The 26854-nt window shown below is 43.8% G+C and carries 19 protein-coding genes and 3 rRNA genes; 16 read left to right on the top strand and 6 right to left on the bottom strand.

Features of this window, described 5'->3' with window-relative positions:
• The 3 genes from OL444_RS31725 to rrf (OL444_RS31715) all read left to right on the top strand — a co-directional run.
• Positions 1-114 (top strand): 23S ribosomal RNA (locus tag OL444_RS31725); the annotation flags it as partial.
• A 110-nt stretch (positions 115-224) separates the two neighbouring features.
• Positions 225-336, top strand: a 5S ribosomal RNA gene (gene rrf, locus OL444_RS31720).
• Between the two features lie 225 nt (positions 337-561).
• A 5S ribosomal RNA gene (rrf, locus tag OL444_RS31715) occupies positions 562-673 on the top strand.
• A gap of 462 nt (positions 674-1135) precedes the next feature.
• Here rrf (OL444_RS31715) and OL444_RS31710 read toward each other — a convergent pair.
• The 3 genes from OL444_RS31710 to OL444_RS31700 all read right to left on the bottom strand — a co-directional run bounded on the left by OL444_RS31710 (position 1136) and on the right by OL444_RS31700 (position 5714).
• Positions 1136-1945 (bottom strand): hypothetical protein, encoded by an 810-nt coding sequence (locus tag OL444_RS31710; RefSeq protein WP_264726486.1) that lies wholly within the window; start codon positions 1943-1945, stop codon positions 1136-1138.
• A 43-nt stretch (positions 1946-1988) separates the two neighbouring features.
• On the bottom strand, positions 1989-3014 hold the full coding sequence (locus OL444_RS31705) for a LacI family DNA-binding transcriptional regulator (RefSeq protein WP_264726488.1): 1026 nt from the start codon (positions 3012-3014) through the stop codon (positions 1989-1991).
• Between the two features lie 144 nt (positions 3015-3158).
• Positions 3159-5714: a zinc-dependent metalloprotease gene (locus tag OL444_RS31700; RefSeq protein ID WP_264726490.1), complete on the bottom strand. Its 2556-nt coding sequence runs from the start codon at positions 5712-5714 to the stop codon at positions 3159-3161.
• Between the two features lie 745 nt (positions 5715-6459).
• Here OL444_RS31700 and OL444_RS31695 point away from each other — a divergent pair.
• The 5 genes from OL444_RS31695 to mnmE all read left to right on the top strand — a co-directional run bounded on the left by OL444_RS31695 (position 6460) and on the right by mnmE (position 11107).
• Positions 6460-7314 (top strand): MotA/TolQ/ExbB proton channel family protein, encoded by an 855-nt coding sequence (locus tag OL444_RS31695; protein ID WP_264726494.1) that lies wholly within the window; start codon positions 6460-6462, stop codon positions 7312-7314.
• A 71-nt stretch (positions 7315-7385) separates the two neighbouring features.
• Positions 7386-8039 carry an ExbD/TolR family protein gene (locus OL444_RS31690; protein WP_264752053.1) on the top strand — a complete coding sequence of 218 codons (654 nt, stop codon included), beginning with the start codon at positions 7386-7388 and terminating at the stop codon, positions 8037-8039.
• 62 nt (positions 8040-8101) lie between these two features.
• Complete coding sequence (locus OL444_RS31685) at positions 8102-8692, top strand: ExbD/TolR family protein (protein ID WP_264726496.1); 591 nt, start codon at positions 8102-8104, stop codon at positions 8690-8692.
• Positions 8693-8739: 47 nt separating this feature from the next.
• Complete coding sequence (locus tag OL444_RS31680) at positions 8740-9576, top strand: energy transducer TonB (protein ID WP_264726498.1); 837 nt, start codon at positions 8740-8742, stop codon at positions 9574-9576.
• Between the two features lie 148 nt (positions 9577-9724).
• A complete protein-coding gene (gene mnmE / locus OL444_RS31675) occupies positions 9725-11107 on the top strand; it encodes a tRNA uridine-5-carboxymethylaminomethyl(34) synthesis GTPase MnmE (protein ID WP_264726501.1) in 1383 nt (460 codons plus the stop codon).
• Between the two features lie 260 nt (positions 11108-11367).
• Here mnmE and OL444_RS31670 read toward each other — a convergent pair whose 3' ends face one another.
• Together OL444_RS31670 and OL444_RS31665 are read right to left on the bottom strand one after the other, a co-directional pair.
• On the bottom strand, positions 11368-11568 hold the full coding sequence (locus tag OL444_RS31670; RefSeq protein WP_264726503.1) for a hypothetical protein: 201 nt from the start codon (positions 11566-11568) through the stop codon (positions 11368-11370).
• 355 nt (positions 11569-11923) lie between these two features.
• Positions 11924-14218 carry a vWA domain-containing protein gene (locus tag OL444_RS31665; protein ID WP_264726505.1) on the bottom strand — a complete coding sequence of 765 codons (2295 nt, stop codon included), beginning with the start codon at positions 14216-14218 and terminating at the stop codon, positions 11924-11926.
• Positions 14219-15049: 831 nt separating this feature from the next.
• Here OL444_RS31665 and OL444_RS31660 point away from each other — a divergent pair.
• The 3 genes from OL444_RS31660 (at position 15050) to OL444_RS31650 (ending at position 19114) form a co-directional block, all read left to right on the top strand.
• The gene (locus OL444_RS31660; RefSeq protein ID WP_264726507.1) at positions 15050-17203 is read left to right on the top strand and encodes an Ig-like domain-containing protein; all 2154 of its coding nucleotides are present in this window, start codon (positions 15050-15052) and stop codon (positions 17201-17203) included.
• 257 nt (positions 17204-17460) lie between these two features.
• The gene (locus tag OL444_RS31655; protein ID WP_264726509.1) at positions 17461-18036 is read left to right on the top strand and encodes a Crp/Fnr family transcriptional regulator; all 576 of its coding nucleotides are present in this window, start codon (positions 17461-17463) and stop codon (positions 18034-18036) included.
• Between the two features lie 64 nt (positions 18037-18100).
• A complete protein-coding gene (locus tag OL444_RS31650; protein WP_264726511.1) occupies positions 18101-19114 on the top strand; it encodes an NAD-dependent epimerase/dehydratase family protein in 1014 nt (337 codons plus the stop codon).
• A gap of 185 nt (positions 19115-19299) precedes the next feature.
• Here OL444_RS31650 and OL444_RS31645 read toward each other — a convergent pair whose 3' ends face one another.
• Positions 19300-19932: an ankyrin repeat domain-containing protein gene (locus OL444_RS31645; RefSeq protein WP_264726514.1), complete on the bottom strand. Its 633-nt coding sequence runs from the start codon at positions 19930-19932 to the stop codon at positions 19300-19302.
• A 331-nt stretch (positions 19933-20263) separates the two neighbouring features.
• Between OL444_RS31645 and OL444_RS31640 the strand changes: the two genes are divergently transcribed.
• The 5 genes from OL444_RS31640 (at position 20264) to OL444_RS31620 (ending at position 26835) form a co-directional block, all read left to right on the top strand.
• A complete protein-coding gene (locus OL444_RS31640) occupies positions 20264-20551 on the top strand; it encodes a helix-turn-helix domain-containing protein (RefSeq protein ID WP_264726516.1) in 288 nt (95 codons plus the stop codon).
• A gap of 2 nt (positions 20552-20553) precedes the next feature.
• A complete protein-coding gene (locus tag OL444_RS31635; protein ID WP_264726517.1) occupies positions 20554-22575 on the top strand; it encodes a site-specific DNA-methyltransferase in 2022 nt (673 codons plus the stop codon).
• A gap of 4 nt (positions 22576-22579) precedes the next feature.
• Entirely contained in the window at positions 22580-23344 is a 765-nt protein-coding gene (locus tag OL444_RS31630) for a hypothetical protein (protein ID WP_264726518.1), read from the top strand.
• A 2-nt stretch (positions 23345-23346) separates the two neighbouring features.
• On the top strand, positions 23347-26088 hold the full coding sequence (locus OL444_RS31625) for a restriction endonuclease (protein WP_264726520.1): 2742 nt from the start codon (positions 23347-23349) through the stop codon (positions 26086-26088).
• A 222-nt stretch (positions 26089-26310) separates the two neighbouring features.
• The gene (locus OL444_RS31620) at positions 26311-26835 is read left to right on the top strand and encodes a hypothetical protein (RefSeq protein ID WP_264726522.1); all 525 of its coding nucleotides are present in this window, start codon (positions 26311-26313) and stop codon (positions 26833-26835) included.
• The last annotated feature ends 19 nt before the right edge of the window (positions 26836-26854 follow it).

Genomic DNA, 26854 nt, shown 5'->3' with positions numbered 1-26854 from the left:
TCAAGATGAGTTTACTTTTAAGGGCCGTCAGAGACTATGACGTTGATAGGTTACAGGTGTAAGGGTGGTAACATCGCAGCCGAGTAATACTAATTGCCCGTAAGCTTTAACTTTTTTAAATATTACGCTTAAGTTCGTATACAACTTTCCCGATATGTTATCTTATTAGTGTCTGGAGACAGTAGCTGCAAAGTAACTGGCTCAATATTACAGACAAAAGATCTTATGGTGGTTATGCCGAGGGTGTTCACCTCTTCCCATTCCGAACAGAGAAGTTAAGCCCCTCATGGCCGATGGTACTGCACTATCATGCGGGAGAGTAGGTAGCTGCCATACTTATTAAGAAAGCCTTAGTGATAAGCACTAAGGCTTTTTCTTTTAGATCATCCCAGGTTGTAGCGGATATACAACCAATCGTTTCCACAGGAAACAAAGAGGTACATACCGTTTAGCAGTAGATTGGATAATGTGCGTATGGCCTTGTTTTTTTGATATTGACAGTTCTTTTCAGAGATATATTATTACTCAGTACAAACACATAGTGTTTTACTGACAAGATTTTATGGTGGTTATGCCGAGGGTGTTCACCTCTTCCCATTCCGAACAGAGAAGTTAAGCCCCTCATGGCCGATGGTACTGCACTATCATGCGGGAGAGTAGGTAGCTGCCATACTTATTAAAAAAGCCTTAGTGTTTATTCACTAAGGCTTTTTTCGTTTATAGCATACAACATCCGTCAGGAAAATATTTATCCCTCATTATTATAACAAAGATCTCCCGAAACAGCAGGAAAGGATACCATCCTCATTTTATCATCCTATATCTTTATCTCTCTCAAAAAAAATCACAAATACTTGTAAGAAGAATAATATCGTCATAAGAAAACGAGATAGTGATCATTACGAATCATTATCAGGTAACTGATGACCCGATAGTATTCGTATAGCCGTAAACGATATTAATGATTATAATACAATAGAGCAGGCAGCATATATGAGGGTAGCAATGGCGCTGTATTATCAGGAGGTAACAGTATGGATCATGGATACCAACAAAAAGGCTTTGGCGACGGTATGCCAAAGCCTTTTGTTATAGTGTCTTGATAAGATGTCAGGCATCTGCCCGATATCTCACATTATTTTTTACCGATCTGATGATACCAACGGGCGATATCAATAGATGCACCCATTCCAAACGCCAGCGGCTGAAAGAATTCATTTAGCTTATATTCTCTATAGTCGCTGTTGGTAATTGGAATAGATGCCTGAAGCTGCAGCTGGAATTTGACATATTTGTATCCTACCCGGAAGGTAAAAGCCGGTTCATAGAAAAAATTAGACTGGCTATTGATATGCTGAAAGTTGGACTTACCGGTTGCATCATTTTCAAATGCTTTCGGACCAATGGTGTTGTTATAGAAATTCAACATGGAGAAGCGGGAGCTGAACGCAGCTTCCACCACCGGATGTACGAAGCCGATACTGGGTTGTATAAAAACTTTACTGAAACGGTTTTTTAACAGATAGTCGTTGGCGTTAGCATCCGGATTGTCGTTTTTATCAATAGTAAAAGTTTTAAAACTCCCCATACCATAGCCGGCGAATGCATCAAATACCATCTGTTTCTTCGGACCGAAAGGCTTGAAAAACCCAATAGCACCTTCTACTACGCCACCCCGGGTTTGGTTATCTACAAACAGGCCCTGTTCGTCTGACCGGTCGGAAAAATCGAAGCGGTATACATATTGTCCGTTGGCCATAATCGCCAGGTTATCTGTTAAGGCAAAAGCCGTTTGCAGATTAGTAGGAGAGATGCTGGCTTTGAATTCATGTTTCTCCTTTAATAGCGGAACATTAACGGTATTGGGCACATAAATATGTCTGTTACACGAGACAATACCGACCGCTATCAGCAACAGGATAAATTGGTAGCAGATTTTTTTCATAAAGTTGTAGGTTATGTATGATGATAATCGTGATGGTTGTATACTAAGAAGCAGTGGATTCACGACTGATCAGCTCAACGGGAAAAATATAGTTTTTGGTCACTTTCACGGTTTCATCATGATTGATAAGCTGTACCAGTGTTTCCACGGCTTTTTGTCCCATATTATATCCCGATTGTTCAATGGTGGTCAATGAAGGAGAGATAATACGGGAAGAAAGATCATTGGAATATCCCACTACTTTTATTTGTCCGGGGATATCAATGCCCCGTTTCCGGGCTTCCTGGATAAAGGCTACAGCAGAGCTGTCGTTGGCAGCAAACAGCCCATCCGGTTGTTTACGTTTATCCAGCATTTGCTGTGCAGCCTGAGTAGCGGCATCCATCGTCAGGTTATGTATATAAACCAGTTGTTCGTCGAAGGGAATTTTATGTTTGGCCAATGCTTCTTTATATCCTGCAAGTCTTTGCTGATAAAGGTTACAGGTAAGCGAGCCGGAAAAGTGAGCAATGCGTTTGCATCCTTGTTTGATGAGGTGTTCCGTTGCCAGAAATCCTCCTTTGAAATCATCCCCGGTGATGGTATAACCTGGGAAATCTGCAGGTACGCGATCATAAAAAACCAGTGGGATATTATTCTTTATAAACGGATTAAAATGGTCGAAGTTGGTGGTAAACATAGAAGCTACTGCCAGCAGACCATCCACGCGGAGTGAGTAAAAAGTATGTACCAGTTCCTTTTCCATCGCCACAGTTTCGTCCGACTGGCCAATGACAATACTGAACCCGTATTTATGGGCTTCGTGTTGTATGCCGCTGATCGCTGTACTTTGAAAGTACATAGAAGTACGCGGAACAATTAACCCCAGGATATTGGACCTCTTTTTACGCAGGCTGGAGGCCATCCAGTTGGCTACATAACCCATTTCGGCAGCTGTTTCCTGTACTTTCTCCCGTGTTTCCAGATTGATCAGCGGATTATTCTGTAATGCGCGGGAAACCGTGGAAGCAGACAAGTCCAGCTTTTGGGCAATATCATATATAGTTATTCTATTCGTGCGATCTTTCACTTTTTGAGGCTTCGTATGTAAATAATGCAGCTATATTAAGCATTTTCTGTAAGAAAAGAAACAGGAAGCCGGAAGGGGATAAAATGAAAAGATCCCTTTCCGCAACTGCGGGAAAGGGATCTTTATTTCGTTTATGCTTTTACGTTATTTAGGGTCCAGTGCCTTATTGATGCGGGCAATGAGATCCTGTAGATGATTGCGGGTCATGGCATCGGTGCTGATAGCTGCCCGTAACTCTGTTCTGAGCGCGGTCAGTTGCGCACGGCCGATGCTGGCGCCATCTGTTCTGGCAGCGAGGTTACCACCTCCACCTCCCATCGCCGGGTTGGCAGCAGGGGCAGGTGTTACCAGTTCAGACAGGTTGTCGACATAGGCACGTTGCAGATTCCTGCGATATACATCTATCGGCTGATGGGTAGTTAATTCCGTGAAGATGCCTTTTTTCAGATCCTGCAGCATTTCTGTAGCAGGATAAGCAGCGGTACCCAGGGCAGTTTCTCCATTAACCAGTTTATTCAGCGTCTGGGCGCTCATTAAACGGTCCAATATGGATTCCTGACGGGTGAGGATGATAGAAGGAGCATCTCCGCCAATACGGCTTAATATATCCTGGTTGATTAACCATTTAGGTGTAGTGAACAACTGCTGATTCAGGAACTGTATGGCTTCCTTCTGGGTAGCTTTTGGTACATATTCATATACACCGCCTTCCTGTTCAACTGTTTTAGGCGTTTCATAGATACCACCCACGTTTTTCACGACATGGCCCATGTAGCGGCTGAATTGGCCGGCTATTTCCTTATACAGTTCACCCAGGCTGGCATATCCTTCCTGTTCTACTTTGGTCCAGGTGAGGAGGTTAGGGAGAATGCGCTGCAGGTTTTTGATACCATAGCCACTGGCTTTCATGGCATTATCTCCCAGGTCTTCACTTTGTGACCGCGGATCATCCGGGTTGGATTCTGTTCCAAACCAATACTTTTTGTCTTTCAGTTTGTCTACCACCCATTTGTTGAGCGTACTTTTTTCAGCTTCAGCGCTTTTGGCTTCCGGTAATAATTTGTAACCCCATTCAATAGCCCATTTATCGTAGAAGTTGATACGTGGGTAGAGGTCTGCTCCGCTAATACCGTCGCCTGGCTGGGCTACATAGTTAAAGCGGGCATAGTCCATGATGGAGGCGGCGTGGCCATTGGCTTTCACCCATTCTTTATCCCGGAGTTTTTCTACCGGATAGGTGGAGCTGGAGCCGAAGTTATGGCGTAATCCCAGGGTATGACCTACCTCGTGGGAAGATACAAAACGGATCAGTTCTCCCATTAATTCGTCGCTGAACTGCATATTGCGTGCACGGGTATCGTTAGGTGCGGCCTGTACGAAATACCAGTTGCGTAATAACCGCATTACATTATGGTACCAGTTGATATGGCTTTCCAGGATTTCGCCGGAGCGGGGATCGTGTACGTGCGGGCCACTTGCATTAGGCACTTCTGAAGGTTTATACACGATAGCAGAAAATCTGGCATCGTCAATAGACCAGGTAGAGTCTTCAGCCGGAGTAGGCGCCATTTTGGCGACGATGGCATTTTTGAAACCAGCCTGTTCAAAGGCAGTTTGCCAGTCGTTAACACCCATAATCAGGTATTTACGCCATTTCGTAGGGGTAGCCGGATCAATATAGAATACGATCTGTTTTTTAGGTTCTACCAGTTCACCGCGTTTATATTTTTCCACGTCTTCCGCTTTGGGTTCCAGGCGCCAGCGGGTGATCATCTGGAGGCGCTTAACACCTTGTGGATCCGCATCGAAATCGGTCACACCAGCGGTAAAGAATCCTACACGGGGATCGAAGTAACGGGGTTGCATGGGTACAGCCGGCAGTAATACCATAGAACTGTTGAGTTCCACAGTAGCGTTTCCACCTGGTGCAGGCGGCATACCGGGCATGCCTGGTCCTCCGCTTCTGCTGTATGTTTTAACGGTTTTGATCTCCGTATTTACCGGATAAGACCTTACATCAGAGATGTAGGACTTGTCGGGTTGTAATCCGCCCAGTTTCAGCATGTTTTTAATCATACCGTCGAAGAACAGCACATCATTATCGCCACTGATGTATTCCGTCAGATCAATGATACTGCCTTTGTTTTCTTTCGAGAAGGCTTTGATATCAAAGGCAGCCGATATAGGTTGCAGGTTGGAATTCATGACAGCCGTAAACATGGGCTGGGTCGAATCTTTGGAGACATCTGAATAGGAGATGTTTTTCAGGAAGATGCGATTGTTCGGTCCTCTTTCGAAACGGATAACGTTTTCGCCGATAATGTCGCCGCTGAAGCCCATCATCTGTGCCCTTAAGCCGGCGGCAGATTTGGAGATGCGATTGACTACCAATACATCTCTTCCGAGGAGGCTGTCCGGGATTTCGAAGAAGAAGCGGTCATCCTGTTTGTAGATGTTGAACAGTCCGGAATCGGCTTTAGCCTTCTCGTTGATAACTTCGCCAAATGATTTTGGTCCGGCCTTAGGGCCAGGTTTGATCATCGGCGGTTTTCCTGTGGAATCCTTGGCGGCAGCGGTACTGGGAGCAGGCGTTCCGGCATTTTTTTTCCGTTGTGCGTTTGCCGGCATACCGATGGTAGTACCAAGGCACAGTGCGCCTGCCATGGCTATCATCAGCTTGTTGTGGAATGGTTTGCTCATTGCTTTTTAGTGGTTGGTTTTTAGAATATTACTATAGTTTTTTTCAAAACGCTTTGCAAGTAAGTATATAATGTATTAACTTATGAGGAAAATCCATAAGCGTGTTAATGGGAGTAGGAATGGAAAAAATGAAGGTTATGTTGTTCATGTAGGTTTAAACAGTAGTTGCGGTGGCAACTTTTTTTATGTAAGCATTTATTATTATAGCAGATAATAAGATGATATGGGGAAGGATAGGGTTGGCAGGATGGTATCCGCAACCGTATTGATTTTGATCTGTCAGGGCATGAAAATTATAGATGAAGCATTGCTAAAAGCAATTAGCTTAAGCGGAAACTCTTGACTGGCGCGGAAATAAATTAGTTCTCAGAATTGTAAGATTTCTGTTGGAACATTTGAAAATTTTCTTAAATTGTGCGTCCAACTTTGAAAAAAATCAAACCATTTCAAGAATTGGGACAGTAACAGTCAGTTATGAGAACTGCAATATTGGTTTATTTGCTAATGTAAGTGTTTGCTCAAGAAAAAACGCGAGGTGAAAAGCCCTGTGGTGGGGCTTTTACGTGTGAAGGTTAATTTTTGTGGGTTTTTTTGAGCTGCACTTGTTTTTTTAGACCAACCGTATAACTTTGCGAATCACTGGTTAAAACAGTAAATTGGGTGTCAAGAGAGGCATTCCAGGGGTAAAAAAGAGTAACTTCTAACAAACAATAGTTTAATTTTTAACACTAAAATTTCAATCAACATGGCTGAGACTAAAACAACTGTGACTGCAGCTACAGCTAAGGCTTCTTCTCATCAACCTAAAAAGTCATCCAACCTGTTTGCGGCTTTGGCGGTGCCTATCTGCTTAGTGATAGGATTTCTGTTTTTCTTTTTTGTATTAGGTAATCCAGCCAACTTCCAGGGTAACAATCCAGATGCTCATCCGATTGATACTGGTATTGGTAAATGGTTAGGTACCATTTACAAAGGTGGTTTGGTAGTACCTGTTCTGATTTCTGTTTTACTGATCTGTCTGACTTTCGTTATCGAGCGTTTCCTGTACCTGGCAAAAGCTAAAGGTAAATTCAGCGGTTCTGAGCTGGTACGTAAAGTACAGTACCACCTGGCTAACAAGAATGTAGATGCAGCTTTAGCTGAGTGCGACAAACAGAAAGGTTCTGTAGGTAACGTACTGAAAGCTGGTCTGAAAAAGTACAAAGAAATGGTTACTAACTCTGAACTGGATACAGAACAGAAGATCCTGACCATCAAAAATGAAATCGAAGAAACTACTGCATTGGAACTGCCAATGATGGAAAAGAACCTGGTATTCTTATCTACTATTGCTTCCGTAGCAACCCTGTTGGGTCTGTTCGGTACAGTATTGGGTATGATCAAGGCGTTCGCGGCGATGTCTTCCGGTGGTGCACCAGACTCTGCACAGCTGGCGTTAGGTATCTCTGAGGCTTTGATCAACACTGCACTGGGTATCGGTACTTCTGCTATCGCTATCATCATGTACAACTACTTTACTACTAATATCGATAGCATCACTTACGCTATTGACGAATCTGGCTTTACTTTAACACAGAGCTTCGCTGCTAACCACAAATAATCTTTGATTATTTTTTGTGGAAACACAGCAGTTTTGAATCTATTTAAAGTAAACCATAAAAAAGTGTAAAGATGCCTAAAGTTAAAATGCCAAGGAAAAGCACGCTTGTTGACATGACAGCAATGTGTGATGTGGCTTTTCTGCTATTAACTTTCTTTATGCTGGCAACTAAGTTTAAGCCGGATGAACCGGTAACGGTAGTTACCCCATCCTCTATAAACACTACCCTTTTACCTGATTCTGATGTGTTGTTATTCACAGTAGATAAGGACGGCAGAGTGTTTTTCAGCATGGATGGCCAGCCTAAAAGAAAAAAACTGATCGAAGATCTGAACACGCAGTTTAAACTGGGCCTGAGCGACAAGGAAATCAAAAACTTTGTAACCGGCGCCAGCGTGGGAACAGAAATCAAGGATCTGAAAACTTACCTCTCCATGAATGATGCAGAGCGTAAGAAATCAAATCTGGACAAAGGAATTCCTACTGATTCTGCGAATAACGAACTGGGTACCTGGATCGAGTATGGTAATGCTGCACAAGGTGGTAACTTCGCTAAACTGAAGTATTGCATCAAGGCGGACAACCAGACTCCTTATCCAAAAATCAAGGAAATTCTGGATACCTTCAAAAAGAAGAAGATCCAGAAGCTGAACCTGGTAACCAACCTGGAGGAAGCTCCAAAAGGTACAGCAGCCTATGATGAGGCATATGGTACTAAAAAGTAAACGGCGGTAATCACTTCCTGACCTGGAAGACTGCTATTCGAGAACTAAAAAAATTGGCTACTATGGCAGAAATGGATACCAGTAGTAGTGGTGGAAAAGGGAAGAAACACGGTGGGACGAAATCCAAGAAACAGTCAACCCGTGTAGATATGACGCCCATGGTGGATTTAGGTTTTCTGTTGATTACCTTCTTCATGCTTACCACTACCATGTCCAAGCCCAAAACAATGGACTTGATCATGCCAAAGGATACCGAGAACGAAAAGGATCAGAACAAAGTAAAAGAAAGTACTGCACTGACCATTTTACTCGGAAAAGATAATAGAGTTTATTATTACGAAGGTTTAGCACAGGACCCTAATGCTTCTGCTAATCCCGACTTCTTCAAAGCAACAACATTTGCCAACAAAGGAGGAATCCGGGAAGAAATTATCAGAAAGCGGGATGAAGTAGCTAGACTGAGAAATGCAAAAGGTGAACCAGAAGACGTGGTAGTGATTATAAAAGCGGACAACGACGCTAATTATAAGAACTTTGTGGATATCCTGGACGAAATGGCGATTAATCGCATTCAACGTTACGCAACAGTAGATATCAGCGACCAGGATAAAACATGGATTAAGCAAACAGAAGCTGCTAACTCCGGTAAATAGTCTTGTGGAATTAATCAAATTTTTGCATCCAGTATAAAACATTAACAATGGATTCTGCTAAAGTCTTAAAGTCCGATTTTCTTGATATCCTGTTTGATGGCAGGAATAAAGAATATGGGGCGTACGATCTGCGGAAGCAGTATGACAAACGTGTACGTAACGCCATCTTAGGCACCGTTTCCCTGTTTGTTGTATTCTTTGCATCGTACATGATATCAAAGTGGGTGAAGGCTTCAGAAGGAGAGAATCTCAAGAAGCCAGTAATCCAGGAAATTAAGATGGAGGATGTTAAGTTGCCGGATGATCCGAAAACACCACCTCCGCCACCTCCACCGCCTGCGCCACCGCCGCCGGTGAAACCATCAGTACAGTTCACGCCTCCGGTTATTAAAAAGGATAACGAAGTTCCACCGGATGAAGAACCACCGAAACATGAAGACATTAAAGATAAAGCCATCAGCACCAAAACGGTAGAAGGTGATCCAAACGGAGTTGATCCGGGATTACTGGAAGATAGTAAAGGTAGCGGTGTAGTTGGCCCGCCTCCTGCTCCTCCAAAAGAAGAGATCTTCACGTTCGTTGAGCAACCTCCAACCTTCCCAGGTGGTGAGGACGCACTGGCGAAATACCTGAGCAAAAACATTCGTTACCCACGTGTAGCTCAGGAAAATGGAATCTCCGGAACGGTATTCGTTCAGTTCGTGGTAGATTCTGAAGGTAACATCAAAGATGTAAAAACAGTAGGTGCCGCAAAAGGTGGTGGCCTGGAAGAAGAAGCTGTTCGCGTGGTGAGAACCATGCCAAGATGGAAAGCTGGTAAGCAAAATGGCCGCCAGGTTTCTGTACAGTTCAACCTCCCTATCCGCTTTACTTTGCAAGAGTAGTACTGTATTCAATACATTATTCCAAAAGCCCCGTTCCAGCTGTAGCCGGAACGGGGCTTTTGATTTACCGGATAATTGGTGATCGGCCCGATTGTGCGTAAATTTGTGCCCTTTAAAGAATATTGATCATAACCACTAATAAACAGGTATGCTGGGGAAATTAACAGGATTTGATGATACCATCGTTGCACTCGCCACCGCACCCGGTGTCGGAGCCATCGCAGTGATAAGATTGAGCGGCAGTGAAAGCTATGCCATCTGCAACAGCCTGTTCCCGGCAAAAGACCTCACCCGGCAAGCCAGTCATACCCTGCATTTTGGCAGTATCACAGCCAACAACCGGATCATCGACGAAGTAGTAGTGAGCCTCTATAAAGGTCCCCGGTCCTATACCGGTGAGGATGTGATAGAGATCTCCTGCCACGGCTCTCCCTATATCCAGCAACAAATTATTGACGCCACCGTACAGGCAGGCGCCCGCCTCGCCAAACCAGGCGAATTTACCCAACGCGCTTTCCTCAACGGAAAACTGGACCTCACCCAGGCCGAATCTGTTGCCGACCTGATTGCCAGCAACTCCGCCGCCTCTCACCAAACCGCTATGCAACAAATGCGGGGTGGATTCTCCCGGGAACTACATGTACTCCGTGAGCAATTAATCACCTTTTCTGCCCTTATTGAGCTGGAGCTGGACTTCAGCCAGGAAGATGTGGAATTCGCTGATAGAACCGGCTTATATAACCTGGTAACGAATGCGGCTACCACGTTGCAACACCTGATTGACTCCTTCCGCATGGGCAACGTGATCAAAAATGGCGTCAACACCGCTATTGTGGGTAAACCCAATGCTGGAAAATCTACCCTGCTTAATACCCTCCTCAACGAAAACAGGGCCATCGTCAGTGATATCGCCGGTACTACCCGCGATACCATCGAAGAAATCCTCAATATATCCGGTATTCTTTTCCGTCTCATCGACACTGCTGGTATCCGCGAAAGCAACGATACCATCGAAAGCATTGGCGTACAGAAAACCATGGAGAAAATAAAAGAAGCCGGCGTAGTGGTATATCTGTTTGACGTCAATGAACTAACTGCTACGGATATACGTAATCAGATAGCTGCATTTGAAGCAGATAATATCAACTACTTACTGGTAGGTAATAAAACAGATGTTACCGGTGAAGCGGCCATAAAAGCCAAATTTGCAGACATCCCGGGCATCCTCTTCATCTCCGCAAAAAATCATGCTCACATCCAGGACCTCAAAGATGCCCTGGTACAAAAAGTGATCGCCGGCGATATCAATACAGAAGATACCATCATCACCAATGCCCGCCACCATGCAGCCCTCCAGGAAATACTGAAATCTCTGCAGGATGTCAGACAAGGTATGGACAATGGCCTGCCAGGTGATTTACTCGCACTTGATATACGTCTTTGTCTGCATCACCTGGGAGAAATAACCGGTGAGGTAACGAATGAAGATAGACTGGATTATATTTTCAGTAAGTTTTGTATTGGGAAGTAAGATGCAATACGCAATACAAAGCATCATAACGTAATAAGATGAAAGCCCTGTCAACGGGGCTTTTTCTGTGTCTGGTATTTTATTTCCGGTAGCATTTCATTAACGTGTAATTCCCAGCTTTTGCAATAAGCGTTGTGGCAAACTGGATGCGAAAGGATATTGTGCAGGTGGTTGTCCTCCCTTAACAACTTTACATGATTAAACAATTACAACGCTGTTCCGATATAAAGCAGCGCTGTAATTATTTTCCTAAAATATCATTAGTTTAACTGGCCACATCTCCAGCATAATTCACCGCCACCGAAATCAGTCAGTATACAGATAAAGTTTACAGGACAATCTACATCGGTGATACATTGATTGTTACAAAAGAAGGAATTACTATTATCCCTGCCACCCGTTACTTTTTTCAATTGTTCTCTGGTGAGGGTTTTGTTGCCGCTAAGTTTGAGTTGTTTCATAACTATATATTTGATTTTTAAAAACAGGCCGAAACAGGATCGACATTAATATAACAATTGAGGCTGTTGCCGTGTCGCAGTGGGCTTTCTCGCTCACTTATGCCAACATACGCTGCTGGCTAATACCTTGACTACATTTTCCGTATCGCCGCTGAGCAGCATGATTGGCTTATATAGGGTTTTAACTGATCAGGTATTTTTGCCTGGTTCATCATCAAGGAAAACTTGTATACAGCTGTAAACAGCGCTTACAAACATGGCGATGTACCTGCATTGAGTCAAGGTATTAAAAACACCAGACGGCCCCCTTTCGGGTAGCCGCCTGGTTGTAGGGTTAACAGGAATGAGGCCATATTTATTTCTTGGTACGGGATTTTCCGTCGGTTTTCGGGCCGGGAACGGTTTGCAGCGCCGATAATGGGCCTGCATATATTTGTTCTCCAGCAATCGACAAAATGATATTACCTGAAAAAGCTCCTGAAATGCCTAGCTTATAATAACCATCTCCCGTGTCTTGCACGTAGGTTGCTCCGATGCCGGTGCTTTCGAGGGTAATGCTCTTGCCCCAACCCGGACCAATATATTTACCGTTAGTGGCAACTGGGCGGAAGATCAGCGCCCTATTGAAACCACCGGCCGGATTGTATTGATAGACTGGTCTGCTGGCAGCGACCGCAATACCTGGAAAGCGCACATAGAAGCTTTCACTGTGGTATCGTTGGAGCGTACCATAAGTGTTGTCCGTATTATCTGTGTTAGCTGTACCATTCACCAGAAAGACGCCCTGGTGTACGCCGGATACATTTAGCCCACTGATAGTGGCGGTGTAGCTTTTGGTAACGGTGTCGTACGGTAACGGATATACGGTGGACTGACTACGGATAGCATTCACGAAAGAGGTATCCCGCATCAGGTATTTCAGTTTGGAGATACCAGGAGAAACGGGGTCGGATGGCAATGTATCGTAGTAAGGTGCAGACCTTCGGGCAATCAGGTCATTGACGTCGGTACCCGGTTTGAATAGCACGAAGTTGACATTGGCATTCGTGATGGCATTGCCTTTATAGGTGAAGGTAGCAGATGGCTTGATAGACTGTCCTACCTTTAGCCCGGCGCCGGCAACAGTAAATCCAGACTTCAGTGCGTGATCGTCTACTACGACCATAAATGTGCAGGGTTGTACTACGCCGGGGTTTATATCAAGCTGGGTACGTATTTCCCAGCGTCCATCGCCAGTTACCCCTTGGAGGAAGTTGTTGGGAAATGAGATAGAGAAATTGAGATAGCTGGAATCAAAACGTTGTTTCACAAAGGGGAGCAGTTCGCGCCCGTCCTTTTTGATAGAAATGAACCTGGGTTTAAAAGCACCGGCTACCATCATCGTACCTATGACTGAACTGGCGCCTTTATTGACGATAAAGGAGTCAACTCTTGCTGGCGGCTGTCCATTGGGGAATGTGGCATTCCGTAATACGATGACCTGAGGTGAGCTACCCTTAAATATGTTCGGTAGCTGCCTGGTAAAGGATGTGAGGAATACAGAATCTAGTTTACCTGATCCGGGTTCTACAGTAATGTTGACAGGTGTGCCGCCATTAGCACGTGCGATACTTTGCATTGTATTTGGAGCAGAGCCACTAACACCGAGATTGATGGTGTAGATCTTGATCTGTGGGTCTGTGGGCGCGCCTCTGAGCCACTGGCCATTAGTCGTTTTTTTCCATGCATCAGTACCGGTTTGCAATACCTCATAGGGCATGTTTTGTTCTCCATCGGAAAATACGAGCATCGCCTTTTTATGTCTATTGAGTTTTACGGCCGGTGCAAGCAGGATGTCTCTTCCTTGAAGTATACCATTGCCAAGGGGGGTACTACCGGCTGGAACAATTGCAGACAAGGCACCGTTTTGGGAGGAGAGGGAAGACAGATTAGAGGCATTCATGTCGATCAACGATAAGGTATTGTAGGGCGCTGCCGCAGGAATACTCCCGCTGTAGTCGGCAAACATGTTCAGGGAAATGAGCTCGTATTTCTTCTTTGAAAGCCCATTAAGATGATCTGCCATCATCGCTACTGCTGATTTTAAATAATCCCAACGGCTTTGGCCGGGAGGTGCAACGTACGCGGTACCATCCAGGTTTGATCCCATGCTGCCGGAGCGGTCTAATACAACGGCCAGATCAAGCGGGCTGTGAATGATCATTTCTACTTTAGCAGATCCAAAGATGTCGCCGTTAGCCACGTTAATGGCAAATACAGTAAAAGAGACGATGATATCATCGACTACGGTTTCCGGTATGCCATATATTCTGAGCTTTGCCGTTTCAGCTGCACCACTGGTAGTGGTAGCATTGGGAGGTAATTCTACCGTAATACCTTTTATAATACACTTAGACAACTCGCCCGTTACAGGGTCATTAAATCCAGTGTAGGTACCATCCGGGCTGAGTGTCCATCGGATGCCGGTATAACCACCTGGTACAATACCTATGTCAGCGGTTCCGGCTCTGATACTGTCTTCATGTGTAAAGAAATATTCCAGCGTGGTAAATGGATGCGTCGGTGAAATAGGGAAAGAAAGGGATTGAGCGAAGCTGTGCGAGCCTGTTAGTACTAAGGCTGCCAGCATAACAAAAAGCAGTTTTTTCATAAAAAATAATTAAGGGGTTAAAGGATTCCTGACAGCAAAAAGCCAGGCCGGAGGAGAACCGGCAGCCGTGCGGCATAGCGCTGACAGGCATGGCATAGTCAAAAGCGTCTTATTGTGAAAAGACGCAACGGGTTACAACAGTTTACTGGTTAGGGGTTGTGCTCTTTCTTTAACGATGATAAAATTCAGGATTACATAGTGTTGGTGTTGAATACGGTTTATCAGGGAGTTTCAGGCTAAATACAGGGCTATAAGTTTTAGGTTCTTGTTAAGTCAAATGTAAGATGATTCCCTGCTGTTGAACCGGCAGTGTTGAAAGAGAGACCCAGGAATGCATACCAGCTGATGCAAAAATCACGCGTCATCTTTTATTCGTGCTTGAGCAATAAATACTTTTGCCATAAAAAAAGTAAGAAAGTACTTTCCTTTAAAAGCGCACTAAGAACATTCAAATACGTTGCCAACACGTAATTAATTGTACAGTTTATTATTGTTGAGTAAAAAATATAAAAGTTGATATACAAAATAGCCTTTCATATATCCCCATGATTTTTCTTGGACATGTGCTTATACGGTATGGTTCACTTGCATATCCATATATTTTAAAAAACGTCTTTCCTTTCCGGTACGAGGTATGATAACGATACTAGCTCCATTATCGGCCGCATTCCTTTACATAACTCTTCTTATTTTATAAGCTATCAAGCAATGCATTTCAGAAGCATTATAATCAACTAGTTTTAACCTCAATAGCCTGGTTCTCTCTACTGCTGTAATATATCCTCCGCCTGGTAAATCTTTCAAGATTCTTCTTCTTTAAAATTAATCCTCATGAAATCTTGTTTACCTTTCTTTAAGTTAATGCTATTACTATCGCTCACATTTTTCTTATATAAACCCTGTTATGGACAAACAGTATATGCCAATAGTCAAACCAATGCTATTACTGGTGTATGTCTGTTGTGTAGTATTAATAATCCTGATTACGCTGTTGATAGTAATTTTACCAACTATTCAGAATTTATTGTACCTGTACAATTATTAGGAACCCAATTGTCACAAACGCTTATTTTTCCGGCTTCCAATGCGGCTGGTTGTGATTCGCTGATTATAAAAGTGGGTAGCAGTTACACATTAAATGCCGCTTCATTTGCCAATATTACTGTGAGAACCTATAATGGTAATATCGCTAATAGCGATTCGCTGTCACCTACTGCAGCTCAGATACGCTTCTCTCAGAATAATACACAGGCTGAACTCTTACTGCGTCCTAATCAAACATTTGATCGTGTGAAAATCACTTATAGCCTTGGATTAGCTGGTTTGTTAGGCAATTTCAGAATATACTATGCACTTCGCAAACAAGGGCTTCCTGCTCCGCAAACAATACCCGCAAAAGATACAACTATTTGTCAGGGAAGTACCGTAACCCTCTCTCCGCTGCAGCAACCTAACACTATTTATCGGTGGTACAATGCTGCTGTTGGTGGCAGTCTATTACCTGCCAATGCGAATGCAATTACCGTAAATCCGGCTGTTACAACCACCTATTATGTAGAGGCCGTGAAAGGAGGTTGTACCAGTCAGCGGGTACCTGTAACAGTAATCGTTAATCCTAAGCCTGCAGACCCTGTCTATACACTTCCTTCGGGAAATGTATGTGGTAATATTGTTATTCCGGTTTTCAATTATCTACCGGGTATTGATTACAATGTACGGGTGCAATATACCGTGCTTGGTTCGCTGGTATTTGATACTGCTTATGCGGTCAAAGGAGATAACAATGTTTTAATAAAGGACTACAATTATAACTTCAGTAAGCAGGCGGATATTTATATTCAAGCGGTAGATTCTCTGACAGGATGTGTATCAGATACTGTGCATGACACCTTCGTATTTGGGGGAACCGGATTTTATCCCAGTGTTGATGCCGATAGTGTGACCATCTGCAAATATGATAGCGTTACTTTACATGCTTTTGTTCCCAACTCTACTATTCCTCCTATTCTCTGGTATAGTGCGCCAACTGGCGGAACCCTGTTATTTACCGGACCTTATTACAAAGTAAGTCCGGCTGTTACGACTACTTATTATGTAACGAGTAAAACGCTTTGCGACTTTCCTGTCAGACGTCCTGTTAAGGTCACCGTGAAGAAACTACCGGATCCTGTTTACAATGTACCGCGCGGTATTGTTTGCGGACCTCAACGGATTCCTGTACTTAATCATCAATCCGGATTTAATTATAACGTACGTCTCATTTATGTACAATTAATTCCTGTTGGGCCCGTATTTGATACTTCCTTTACCGTACTAAATAATGCTACTATTACCACGCCACTATACTTATCGTACCCTCCTTCTACGGTTGATGTTTATATACAGGCGGCAGATCCTGTTTCCGGATGTAAATCGGATACCGTTCATAAGCTGTTTAATGCAGGAGGATATGCCAAATTACCGAATACAGATGCAGATAGTGTAAGGATCTGCCGGGGAGACAGTGCTACTTTGTACGCCTATATTCCGGGAACCAGTCTTCCTCCTATCAGGTGGTACAATGCGCCTACAGGAGGTAGTTTGTTGTATACAGGGAATTATTTCAAAGTACGTCCGGCGGTAACGACCACTTACTACGTCACTTCAGGATATGAATGTGAATACCCGCTGCGTAAGCCGGTTAAAGTAATCGTAAATAATTGCAGGCCTCCGCTGACAGCTGCAACAAATCATCCTGTTGACATTACAGTAAAACGTTTGAACTGTTTCCCTAATCCAACAACAGGAGAAGTGATGTTTAACGGAAATGTTGATTTTACCGGAAGTCGGGTTGCAGTTAAAGATATAAACGGGCATATATTACAAGAGGAAGTTTTAACCAGGAATGGACTAAATTTGAAACAAAAACAGGGAGGTGTATACATCCTGCAAATCATTACTGGTAAAAAAGAAATGTATACGGGTAAAATAGTGCTGCAACGTTAATGATACATACTATAACTCAAGAGGGCCGGTAAGTGATTGTCGGCCCTCTTGAATGATGAAAATTGTCGCTGTAGATAAATAGCCTTTCCTCCTGGTTGTAAAGGATAAGGTAGAAAAAGTGCTTTATAATAGTACAGGCGGGTTTTGAAGCCGCTTTGAACAAATTTTCAATGAGTGGGTCTGTATCAATCATCTATCGGTTTTTTACACCTGAATGTATTATAATTACTTTCGCATTTTCTGAAAAATAGAATATTATGTATGAGCAGTTACTAAACCTTATTTCACAAAAGATAACACTTGGCGAACACGATAAAGTATTATGCAGACAGTATTTCGAGCCGGTGCTTCTCCCTAAAAACCGGGTGGTTGAAGAAGAAGGCAAAGTGCCGAAGTGCCTTTATTTTGTAGTTTCGGGATTTGTAAGGTTATTTCACTACAATGATAAAGGGGATGAAGTGACAACGCATATCAATTGTCCGCCTGGTTTTATTACTTCGTACGTTAATTTTATCAATCAGACGATATCCGATGAAAACCTGGAATGTATAACAGACTGTGCACTATTACGCATTACAAAAGCTGATCTGGAAACCCTTACGCAAGAGAGTGCCCCATTTAAAGATTTTAGTATTTGGGTTTTTCAACAGTCCTTAGCGTACAACGAGAATCGTTCAAAAGAACTGGCTACACTTACTGCAGAACAACGGTATAAAAAACTGATGGATGAACATCCTGAATTTTTGCATCATGTGCCGGTACAATACATTGCCTCTTTTCTGGGAATGAACCCTAAAAGTTTGAGCCGTATCCGTAAACAAATCATTAGGTAACATTTGTGAAGTGGTTTTGAATAGGCAAGACAGACCTTTGTCTGGTCATTTAAAACTATAGCAGATGGAACAAACAAATTTAGCACTCGTTTCAGGCGCAAACGGGCATCTTGGAAATAACCTGGTGAGATTACTGCTCAGTAAAGGTATTCCTGTAAGAGCTTCGGTACGTAACATAAAAAACAAACTACCTTTTGCCGGATTAAACTGCGAAGTGGTACAAGCCGATATTACAGACAAAGCATCGTTTGTAAAGGCATTGCAGGGTGTGGATACCTTTTATGCGGTAGGCGCGTCTTTCAAATTATGGGCGAAAGATCCCCGGAAAGAGATTTACGAGGTAAATATGGATGGTACCCGTAATACTATAGAAGCCGCCGTGGAAGCAGGCGTGAGAAAGATTGTTTATGTAAGTTCAATAGCCGCCTTAGACTATACGAAGCTTCCTGCAAAAGAGAGTAATGGTTATAATCCTGATCGTAGAGATATGTACTACAATTCAAAAAATGATGGAGAAAAACTGGCTTTTGAATTGGCTGAAAAATATGCTATTGAATTAGTGGCCGTATTACCCGCCGCAATGATAGGTAGTACTGCATTTGCACCACTGAATGTATCGTACAACATTATCCGTTTGATTTTACAAAAGCAGATTCCTGTGGAAACAAATATCACCTTAAATTGGATTGACGTAAAAGATGTAGCTGAAGGATGCTACCTGGCAGCTACCAAAGGGAAAAACGGTGAGCGATATATTCTGGCAAATGAAAAATGTACCTCCATCAAAGAAACAACGAGGATAGCACAGGAACTATTTCCGGCATTGAAATTAAAACTACCGGTAGCAGTTTCCAAACCAATATTATATGCCGTGGCATGGCTGATGGAAACGGGAAGCAAAATAAGTGAGAAAGCTCCTGTACTCACTACCAAAGATATCGCCCTGTTTTCGGGATTGCAACAAAACTTCGATATCTCAAAAGCAAGGACAGAACTGGGGTTTCATCCGAAAAATACTGTGGAAGCAGTTAAAGAAGCGATGCACTATTTACAGGAGAATGAATATCTCCTAAATTAAAGGAAAGTCATTGGCTGTTACAGAAAAGGATAAAACATTTTCAAAAAATGTTTTATCCTTTTCTGTGAAAATATGATTGGGTGCTGCCTGGTGATAGCACTAATAGTAGACACTGTATTATGTGCAATAGTTCCGGTTTGAACAGACAAGCGAACGATCACCGGCCCACAATATGCCCTGTCGTGCTATTTCAACAGGCTGATTAATGCAGTATCCTCTTCGTCAAGAAACTCGAATGGTGTGATATCTTCCACGTTAGGAACCGTTTTGTCGGCGCCTGCCTCGAGCAATAGCCGGACGCATTCAATCTGGTTATACCTGTTTTCCTGACCGCCATATTTGAATCCATGGACAGCCCACAAAAGCGGAGTGCCTTTAAAATCAATACATCGCTTATGAATGTCTGCTTTTTCCCGGAGCAGCCGTGCTAACAGCTTATCTCTTCCCACCCAGGCTGCCCAGTGTAAAGCAGTGCCCCCATGACATCCTGCATGGTGAATCGCTGCGCCGTTTTCTATATATAAAATACCTACTTCCTCCGCATGCAGGCTGGCTGCCGCAGTAAGGGGAGTATCCTGTTCTTCGGTTAATCCATAACCATTAATATTTGCGCCATATGCTAAAAATATCCGGGCCATTTCAACGGCTTCCTGATCCGTATAGGTATTGGCAAATACACCATCACAGATCCTATGGAGTGGATGAGCTTTGGCAGTATTCGTTTCGTCAAAAGGTATCCCTTCATTGGCTAATGAAGGATTTTGAGAAAGCGCCTTTTGAATCCCTTCATAATCTTTATTATTGATCAGTGTTTGCATCGGATATTTATTTTTAATAAAAAATCAATTTATCTTTTTCTGATAAGTATAAGCTCGTTTCCGGGGTAAAAAATAATAATTTTCTAGTCAAATGATACCTGTTTCATTTGAGGGCATGCTATCCGAAAAATACAATATCCAGCTTACATTGCTGTATAAAACTACGGATGAAATATTTATTATTTACCCGTATGCTCCTGATGATCGCTGACAGGTGATCCTACTGTATACATTTTCTATCCGGACAATCGCGCAGATCTTACCTATTCCCTTCCTCAATCCCTGCTTTTCTTTATATTTGACACTTCTTGACAAGTCAAAAATTTGGTAATTGAAAAATTTTGGTGAAACCATTCGGGAAATCCGCGAAAACAAAGGATTGCTGTTACGCCAGGTAGCGGCGGCTATCGAGGTGGATACGGCCTTGGTCAGTAAACTGGAGAGGGGCGAACGAAAAGCCCAGCGCGAACAGGTCAGTAAGCTGGCCCGGTTCCTGGAAATGCCGGAAGATACCTTGCTGGTGGTATGGTTGTCTGATAAAGTATTGGAAATACTGGAAGAAGAACCACTGGCTGGCGAGGCATTAAAACAAACAGCAAAACGCATTAATCGCAGTTAATTATGGAAGGTACGTCTTTGAATATAGCAGCGGATATCAGGCAGCGGTTAAAAGAAATGATACCGGGGGCTTTCACGGAAAATAAAATCGACATCGTACAGCTGAAACAATTGCTGGGAGAGATGGAAGATGAGGACGCAACAGGAGAACGGTATCAGCTGGATTGGGCAGGTAAAACAGCCGCCTATAAGACATTACAGACACCGGTAACCGATACCCTCATCCCCGATATAGCGGATTCCGTTAACTGGGATACGGCCAATAATGTATTGATAGAAGGAGATAACCTGGACGTGCTGAAAGTCATTCAGAAATCCTACTATGGTAAAGTAAAGGCGATCATTATTGATCCACCCTATAATACCGGGTCAGATAGTTTTATCTATCCGGATCGGTTTGGCGAAACAAAAGCAGCTTACCTGCAACGACTGGGAGAAAAAGATGATGCCGGGTTTATGCAGAAAGAAGGCTTGTTCAGGCCCAACAGGAAAGAGAACGGGCAGTTCCACTCCAACTGGCTTTCCATGATGTTGCCGCGGTTGTTCCTGGCCCGGAATGTATTGAAAGAAGAAGGCGCTATCGTCATTCATATTGATGAACATGAACAGGCTAACCTGACGTTGTTGTTAAATGAAGTATTCGGAGAAGAGAATCAGGTGGGTAATATGGTATGGGATAAGGGAAATCCCAAAGGAGATGCAGGTGGGATTGCCTATCAGCATGAATCGATATTGGTATATGCTAAAAACAAGGAAAAGTTTTTATCGGCTACAGCATTAACCCGTAAAAAGAAGAATGCAGAGCGGATGCTGAAAAAAGCAGCGGAGCTATATAAACAACTGAATCAGGAAGAAGTACCGGAAGAGGTGCGGCAGCTGCATAAAATCTATGGTTTACCGGATGAAGTGCTGGCACGGTGTCGCCGCAAAAATACGCTGGAGGAAATCAACCGGCAGTTCAATGGCTGGCTGAAAAAGCAACCGGTAACAGGTGGCGAGCTGGCTTATAATAAAATCGATGAAGCCGGCCAGGTATACAGGCTGGTATCTATGGCATGGCCTAATAAGAAGAAGGCACCGGATGATTATTTTGTACCATTGATACATCCGGTTACACAGAAGCCTTGTCCGGTACCCCAACGGGGATGGCGTTTCCCGACGACAACTATTAAAGAGTTGCTGGATAGGGGCGAGATTATTTTTGGTGCTGATGAAAGTGTACAGCCACAGCGAAAATATCTGCTTAAAAATAATTTATCTGAAAACCTGCCGTCGATTTTATTTTATGGCGGGAGTGACGATGATTTGCTGCGAAAGCTGGGTTTGGAATTTGAAAACCCCAAGCCGGTAGACTTTACCAGATCATTGGTACAGGCTTTTACGCAACCGGATCAGGAAGATATTGTCCTCGATTTTTTTGCCGGTTCTGGTACAACGGCACATGCGGTAATGGCTGCGAATCAGCAGGATGGCGGTAACCGGCGATTTCTTTGTATTCAGCTGCCGGAGCAACTGGACGAGAAATCGGAGATGTACAAAAAAAGTTTCCGCACCATCGCAGACCTGACCAGAAACCGGATCAAATCAGTGATAGCAGGAGAGCAAGATACGGTAACGGGCATACGATTTTATAAGCTGGCGCCTTCTAACTTTAATATCTGGCGAAGTGATCTTATCGAAAACGAAGCCGACCTGGTGGCGCAGTTGCAGTTGTTTTCCCGGCAGGAAAAACAAGCGGCGCCGATAGAAAATATGTTGTGGGAGCTGTTGATCAAACAGGGTTGTCTGCTGACAGAAAGAATAGTCAAGGAAAAGGTAGCGGATACCGCTACGTTTTATGTAACAGCAGATAACAAAACGGCTTTCTGTCTGGATACTTATAATGAAGCAGTACAACAGGCATTATTGCAGCGACAGCCGGCTACCGTCATCTGTCTGGATACGCTTTTTAATCAGGACGACTGCTATAAAACCAATAGTCAGTTAAGCTTTCGTGATCATAAAATCGGATTTAAAACCGTATAACGTCATGACGTATTACAATGGAAATGCACTTTATGATTATCTGTCTGCCGGACAGTTGCCGCAGTTTCGGTTTGTAACAGGTAATGCCTGGCAGCTGGTGTATGGCGATCATAATTGTCACCCATTGGCGTTGATATTCGCGGCCGGCGTACCGGCGCAGCAACTCGATAGTCCGCCTGCCAGCCAGGAAAAAGCAGATTATGCGCTGCTACAGACTGTAGGTGATCGTGCTGGTTTACCGGTACGTTATATCCGGTTTGCCTGTGATATAGCACAGGTGGAAACAGTAAAGGTGTCAGATCATTCCTTTGTATACGAAACGCGTACGATGCCACAATTGTCTGCCTTATTCGGGGCCTGGGGGCTGCCGGTATCCGGTACGCCCACCGCCAAGTACCTGAACGATCAAACGTCGAGTGCCTATCATAACTGGCAAAGGAGCAGTCTGGGTGGAAATCTGACTGTTTCAGACATTGATTTGTGGAAACTGGATACAACGGGTCAACCCAGGGTGATCTTTGAATTAAAGCGGTCCTATTATGAGCTGGAGCGATGGCAACCTTTTACAGATGACTACCGGAATTTTACTTTGTTATCCAACCTGTGTAATCAGGCCGGGTTACAGTTTAAGATCATCTATAATCAACGGACCAAAGCGCCTTTTGCGGATAAGATAGACCGGTTGAAAATATTTGCGGTCAACTTTGCGGTGAATCCGCCGGTAGTAGAGAAAGGTATTATTGCGTTGAATGAATTAGAAAATATATAATTGTGAAATTACAATTCGAGAAAGAACAACGTCATCAGCTGGAGGCCATCCGGTCGGTGGTAGACTTACTGGAAGGGCAGCAGCTGAATCGTACGGATTTTGAATATGCAGCAACACCTGCAGATAGCTTGCTGCTAACAACCACCTGTGTGGGAAATAACCTGACGGTATCTGAAGAAACGTTATTATCGAATTTAATAAGGGTACAAACAACCAACCAGCTCAGGGAAGACGAACTGTCTGCGGTGCTGGAAAAGCTGTGGTATAATGAAGAGGGCGATGCCAAAGAGGTGGTGGCAGATAAAACTGTTGTAACGGACTTCCCGAACTATTCCCTGGAAATGGAAACCGGTACCGGAAAAACATATGTTTATCTGCGTACGATATATGAGCTGAACAAAGTGTACGGCTTAAAGAAATTTGTGATTGTGGTACCTTCTGTTGCTATCCGCGAAGGCGTATTGAATAGCCTGCAGGCCACCCATGAACATTTTCAGGAAATATACGATAATGAACCCACTACTTACCGGGTATACGATGCCGCACGGCTGGCAGAACTGGGGGATTTTTCGCGCAGCAATACCATTCAGATACTGGTGATAAATATCGATGCATTTACGAAAGATGTGAATGTAATTAACCAGGTACGGGAAACCGGTATCAGGCCAATAGAATTTATCCGGCAATCCAGGCCGGTGGTGATCATGGATGAACCGCAGAATATGGAAACAGATATCCGGAAAAAAGCAATTGCAGGTCTCCGCCCACTGTTTACCCTGCGTTATTCCGCTACCCATAAAAATCCGTATAACCTGGTATATAAGCTGGACCCGGTCAGGGCCTATGACCTGGGACTGGTAAAACAGATAGAAGTAGACGCGGTAGTGGCAAAAAACGACCAGTCCGGCACCTACATCAGCCTGGATGCTTTTAAGGTCGCGAAAGAGGCGGTAACTGCAAAAATCACGTTGTTGGTGCAGGCGCGTAATGGTGTACAGAAAAAACAGGTGACCGTAAAAGCAGGGAGTGATCTGTTTGCACTCTCTAAAGGCGTGGCTGCTTACCAGGATGGTTTCGTTGTCAACGAGCTGGATGCGGCGAATGGTTGTATCACGTTCTCCGGTGGAAAGCAGCTGTATAAAGGTGAAGCAACCGGTGGGCTTACCGCGGATATCCTGAAAGAAATGATTGATGCGACAGTAGAAAATCATTTCAAAAAAGAAAAAGCATTACGGGCAAAAGGTATTAAGGTGTTGTCTGTTTTCTTTATTGATAAAGTGGCGAACTACCGGTCCTATACCGCGCAGGGCCAGATCGTTAAAGGGAAATTTGCCTTGTGGTTTGAAGAGAGTTTTACCCGCTGGCAGCAAATGCCGGAATACCGGGATTTATTTTCGTGCAGTGCGGAAGCCGTACATAACGGGTATTTCAGCCAGGATAAGGGAAAACTGAAAGACAGTAAAGAAGGGAAACTCACCAAAGCCGATGATGAGGTATTCCGGCTCATCATGCAGGAAAAGGAACAGTTGCTGGACATGTCCGTACCGTTGCGGTTTATCTTTAGCCACTCTGCGTTGCGGGAAGGTTGGGATAATCCGAATGTATTCCAGATCTGTACCCTCAATGAAACGCGCTCCGATATTAAAAAGAGGCAGGAGATAGGACGGGGACTACGTTTATGTGTAGATCAATCCGGCTTACGTAATAGTGATCGGGAGGTGAACCGTCTCACGGTGATAGCTAATGAATCCTATGATAGTTTTTCCCGTTCCCTGCAGCAGGAGATTGAAACAGATTGTGGGGTGAAGTTTGAGGGGCGTATTAAAAATGTCAGAGAAAGAGTCGCCGTAAAACTGAAAAATAAATGGCAGGAAGATGCCGGATTGCTGGCATTATGGGAGAAAATAAAATACCAGGCTACCTATACTGTGAATTTCAGTACCCCGGCACTCATAGCTGCATGTGTAAAGGAGATACAGGCGATGCCGGTAATTGAAAAACCGGTCATCTCCCGGGTAAAACATACCGCTCAGTTCATCCGGGATCAAAAAAATAACCTGGTAGAATTGGGAGGTGTACAGGAATCTGCCGGGGAAAAGAGCATGGCCGGGATACCCGTAACGATTCCCGATATAGTAGGATATATTCAATCGAAAACAGCGCTTACGCGGCATACCGCAACTGAGATCATGCTGCAGTCGGGTCGGTTGGGAGAAATTTTTAATAATCCGCAACTATTCATGGATACGGTAACGGCTATTATGCGGCGGGTACTGGAAGAGATGAAGGTGAAGGGGGTACGCTATGAGCGGATAGCCGGGCAGGTATATGAAATGAAGTTATTCGAAGCCGGTGAAACAGAACAATATACCACTCAGCTAGTGGCCGTAAACCACCCGGAGAAAACGCTGTATAATTACATTACAACAAATGCGCTGAGTACTGCGGAAAAACAGTTTGCCATGGACTGCGATAACCGGGATGATATTCTTTTTTATACGAGACTACCGCCGGGATTCAGGATTAAAACACCGGTGGGCGACTATACGCCGGGCTGGGCGTTGATCAAAAGAGAGGAAACCGGTGCCCCGCTGCTTTTTTTCGTGACAGCAACTGTCGCCGATCGGGATGCGCCCGGTAGTCAGACAAAGCTAAAGATGAGTTGTGCCAAACAACATTTTGAAGCAATGGATCAGGTACATTACAAAGTAGTGAAAACTGTGACAGCACTGCATCAACACTAACTGAAAATATACTGCAATCATGATATAAGGCCGGGTACTGTACAGTGCCCGGCCTTTTGTATAACGACGGTGGCAGTAAGAATAAAAATAGATTTCAGGGAGTGAGAAATAGATAATTTATTTATCTTGGACATTAGCAGCATATTGAGACCTTATTTTTATTTTTTTGAAGGATAGCGTAACCATAAATGTCATTCAATCAACCAAATCAGTCTGATCAGCATGAATAATTCCTCGAGTATTGAAAGCTATGTAAACTATTATAACGCTCATAAAATAACATATATTGGACAACCGGTGGTAACCTGGCAGCCGGAAAAACAACGGTTGATTTCATCTAAAGGCAATACTTCAAATAAGGTCGCAGGGGCAGTGGCGCTGGTAGCGCTGAGTATTGGTGCTTATATGTTTTACATCGTATATGCTAATGATGTCAGGGGAGTGCGGTGGATTTCCTATACCGTAATGGCCTCTTCCCCCGTATTATATTGGATAATACGGAAAGGTATCGGACAGGCGGATTTTATGGTCGACTTTAAAACCCGGCAGATTATTGCAGGCAAAAAGACATTTTCTTTTTCGGAAGCCAAGGAAGTTCGGAAGGAATATATTGATCTCCCGGGCGACAGGCATGTACAGACACGTATTCGCATCAATAAAAGCCGCAGTATTCTGCTGGGAGGCTTCCCCACTGAGGAAGAGGCCGATGAAACCGGCCGCCTGTTTTTGCAGCTGGTAAAAGCTTAACTTCATCATACCGCACTAT

Source organism: Chitinophaga nivalis (genome assembly GCF_025989125.1).
GTDB lineage: Bacteria > Bacteroidota > Bacteroidia > Chitinophagales > Chitinophagaceae > Chitinophaga > Chitinophaga nivalis.
The sequence above is the reverse complement of the archived record's forward strand: the minus strand, read 5'-3'. Positions and strand labels throughout refer to the sequence as shown.

Bases quoted from the DNA above. Each gene is read 5' to 3' on its own strand.
- OL444_RS31690 (WP_264752053.1), top strand. From the start codon at position 7,386: ATGCCTAAAGTTAAAATGCCAAGGAAAAGCACGCTTGTTGACATGACA.
- OL444_RS31655 (WP_264726509.1), top strand. From the start codon at position 17,461: ATGTATGAGCAGTTACTAAACCTTATTTCACAAAAGATAACACTTGGC.
- OL444_RS31685 (WP_264726496.1), top strand. From the start codon at position 8,102: ATGGCAGAAATGGATACCAGTAGTAGTGGTGGAAAAGGGAAGAAACAC.
- OL444_RS31665 (WP_264726505.1), bottom strand. From the start codon at position 14,218: ATGAAAAAACTGCTTTTTGTTATGCTGGCAGCCTTAGTACTAACAGGC.
- OL444_RS31695 (WP_264726494.1), top strand. From the start codon at position 6,460: ATGGCTGAGACTAAAACAACTGTGACTGCAGCTACAGCTAAGGCTTCT.
- mnmE (WP_264726501.1), top strand. From the start codon at position 9,725: ATGCTGGGGAAATTAACAGGATTTGATGATACCATCGTTGCACTCGCC.
- OL444_RS31710 (WP_264726486.1), bottom strand. From the start codon at position 1,945: ATGAAAAAAATCTGCTACCAATTTATCCTGTTGCTGATAGCGGTCGGT.
- OL444_RS31660 (WP_264726507.1), top strand. From the start codon at position 15,050: ATGAAATCTTGTTTACCTTTCTTTAAGTTAATGCTATTACTATCGCTC.
- OL444_RS31670 (WP_264726503.1), bottom strand. From the start codon at position 11,568: ATGAAACAACTCAAACTTAGCGGCAACAAAACCCTCACCAGAGAACAA.
- OL444_RS31645 (WP_264726514.1), bottom strand. From the start codon at position 19,932: ATGCAAACACTGATCAATAATAAAGATTATGAAGGGATTCAAAAGGCG.
- OL444_RS31700 (WP_264726490.1), bottom strand. From the start codon at position 5,714: ATGAGCAAACCATTCCACAACAAGCTGATGATAGCCATGGCAGGCGCA.
- OL444_RS31620 (WP_264726522.1), top strand. From the start codon at position 26,311: ATGAATAATTCCTCGAGTATTGAAAGCTATGTAAACTATTATAACGCT.
- OL444_RS31630 (WP_264726518.1), top strand. From the start codon at position 22,580: ATGACGTATTACAATGGAAATGCACTTTATGATTATCTGTCTGCCGGA.
- OL444_RS31650 (WP_264726511.1), top strand. From the start codon at position 18,101: ATGGAACAAACAAATTTAGCACTCGTTTCAGGCGCAAACGGGCATCTT.
- OL444_RS31680 (WP_264726498.1), top strand. From the start codon at position 8,740: ATGGATTCTGCTAAAGTCTTAAAGTCCGATTTTCTTGATATCCTGTTT.
- OL444_RS31635 (WP_264726517.1), top strand. From the start codon at position 20,554: ATGGAAGGTACGTCTTTGAATATAGCAGCGGATATCAGGCAGCGGTTA.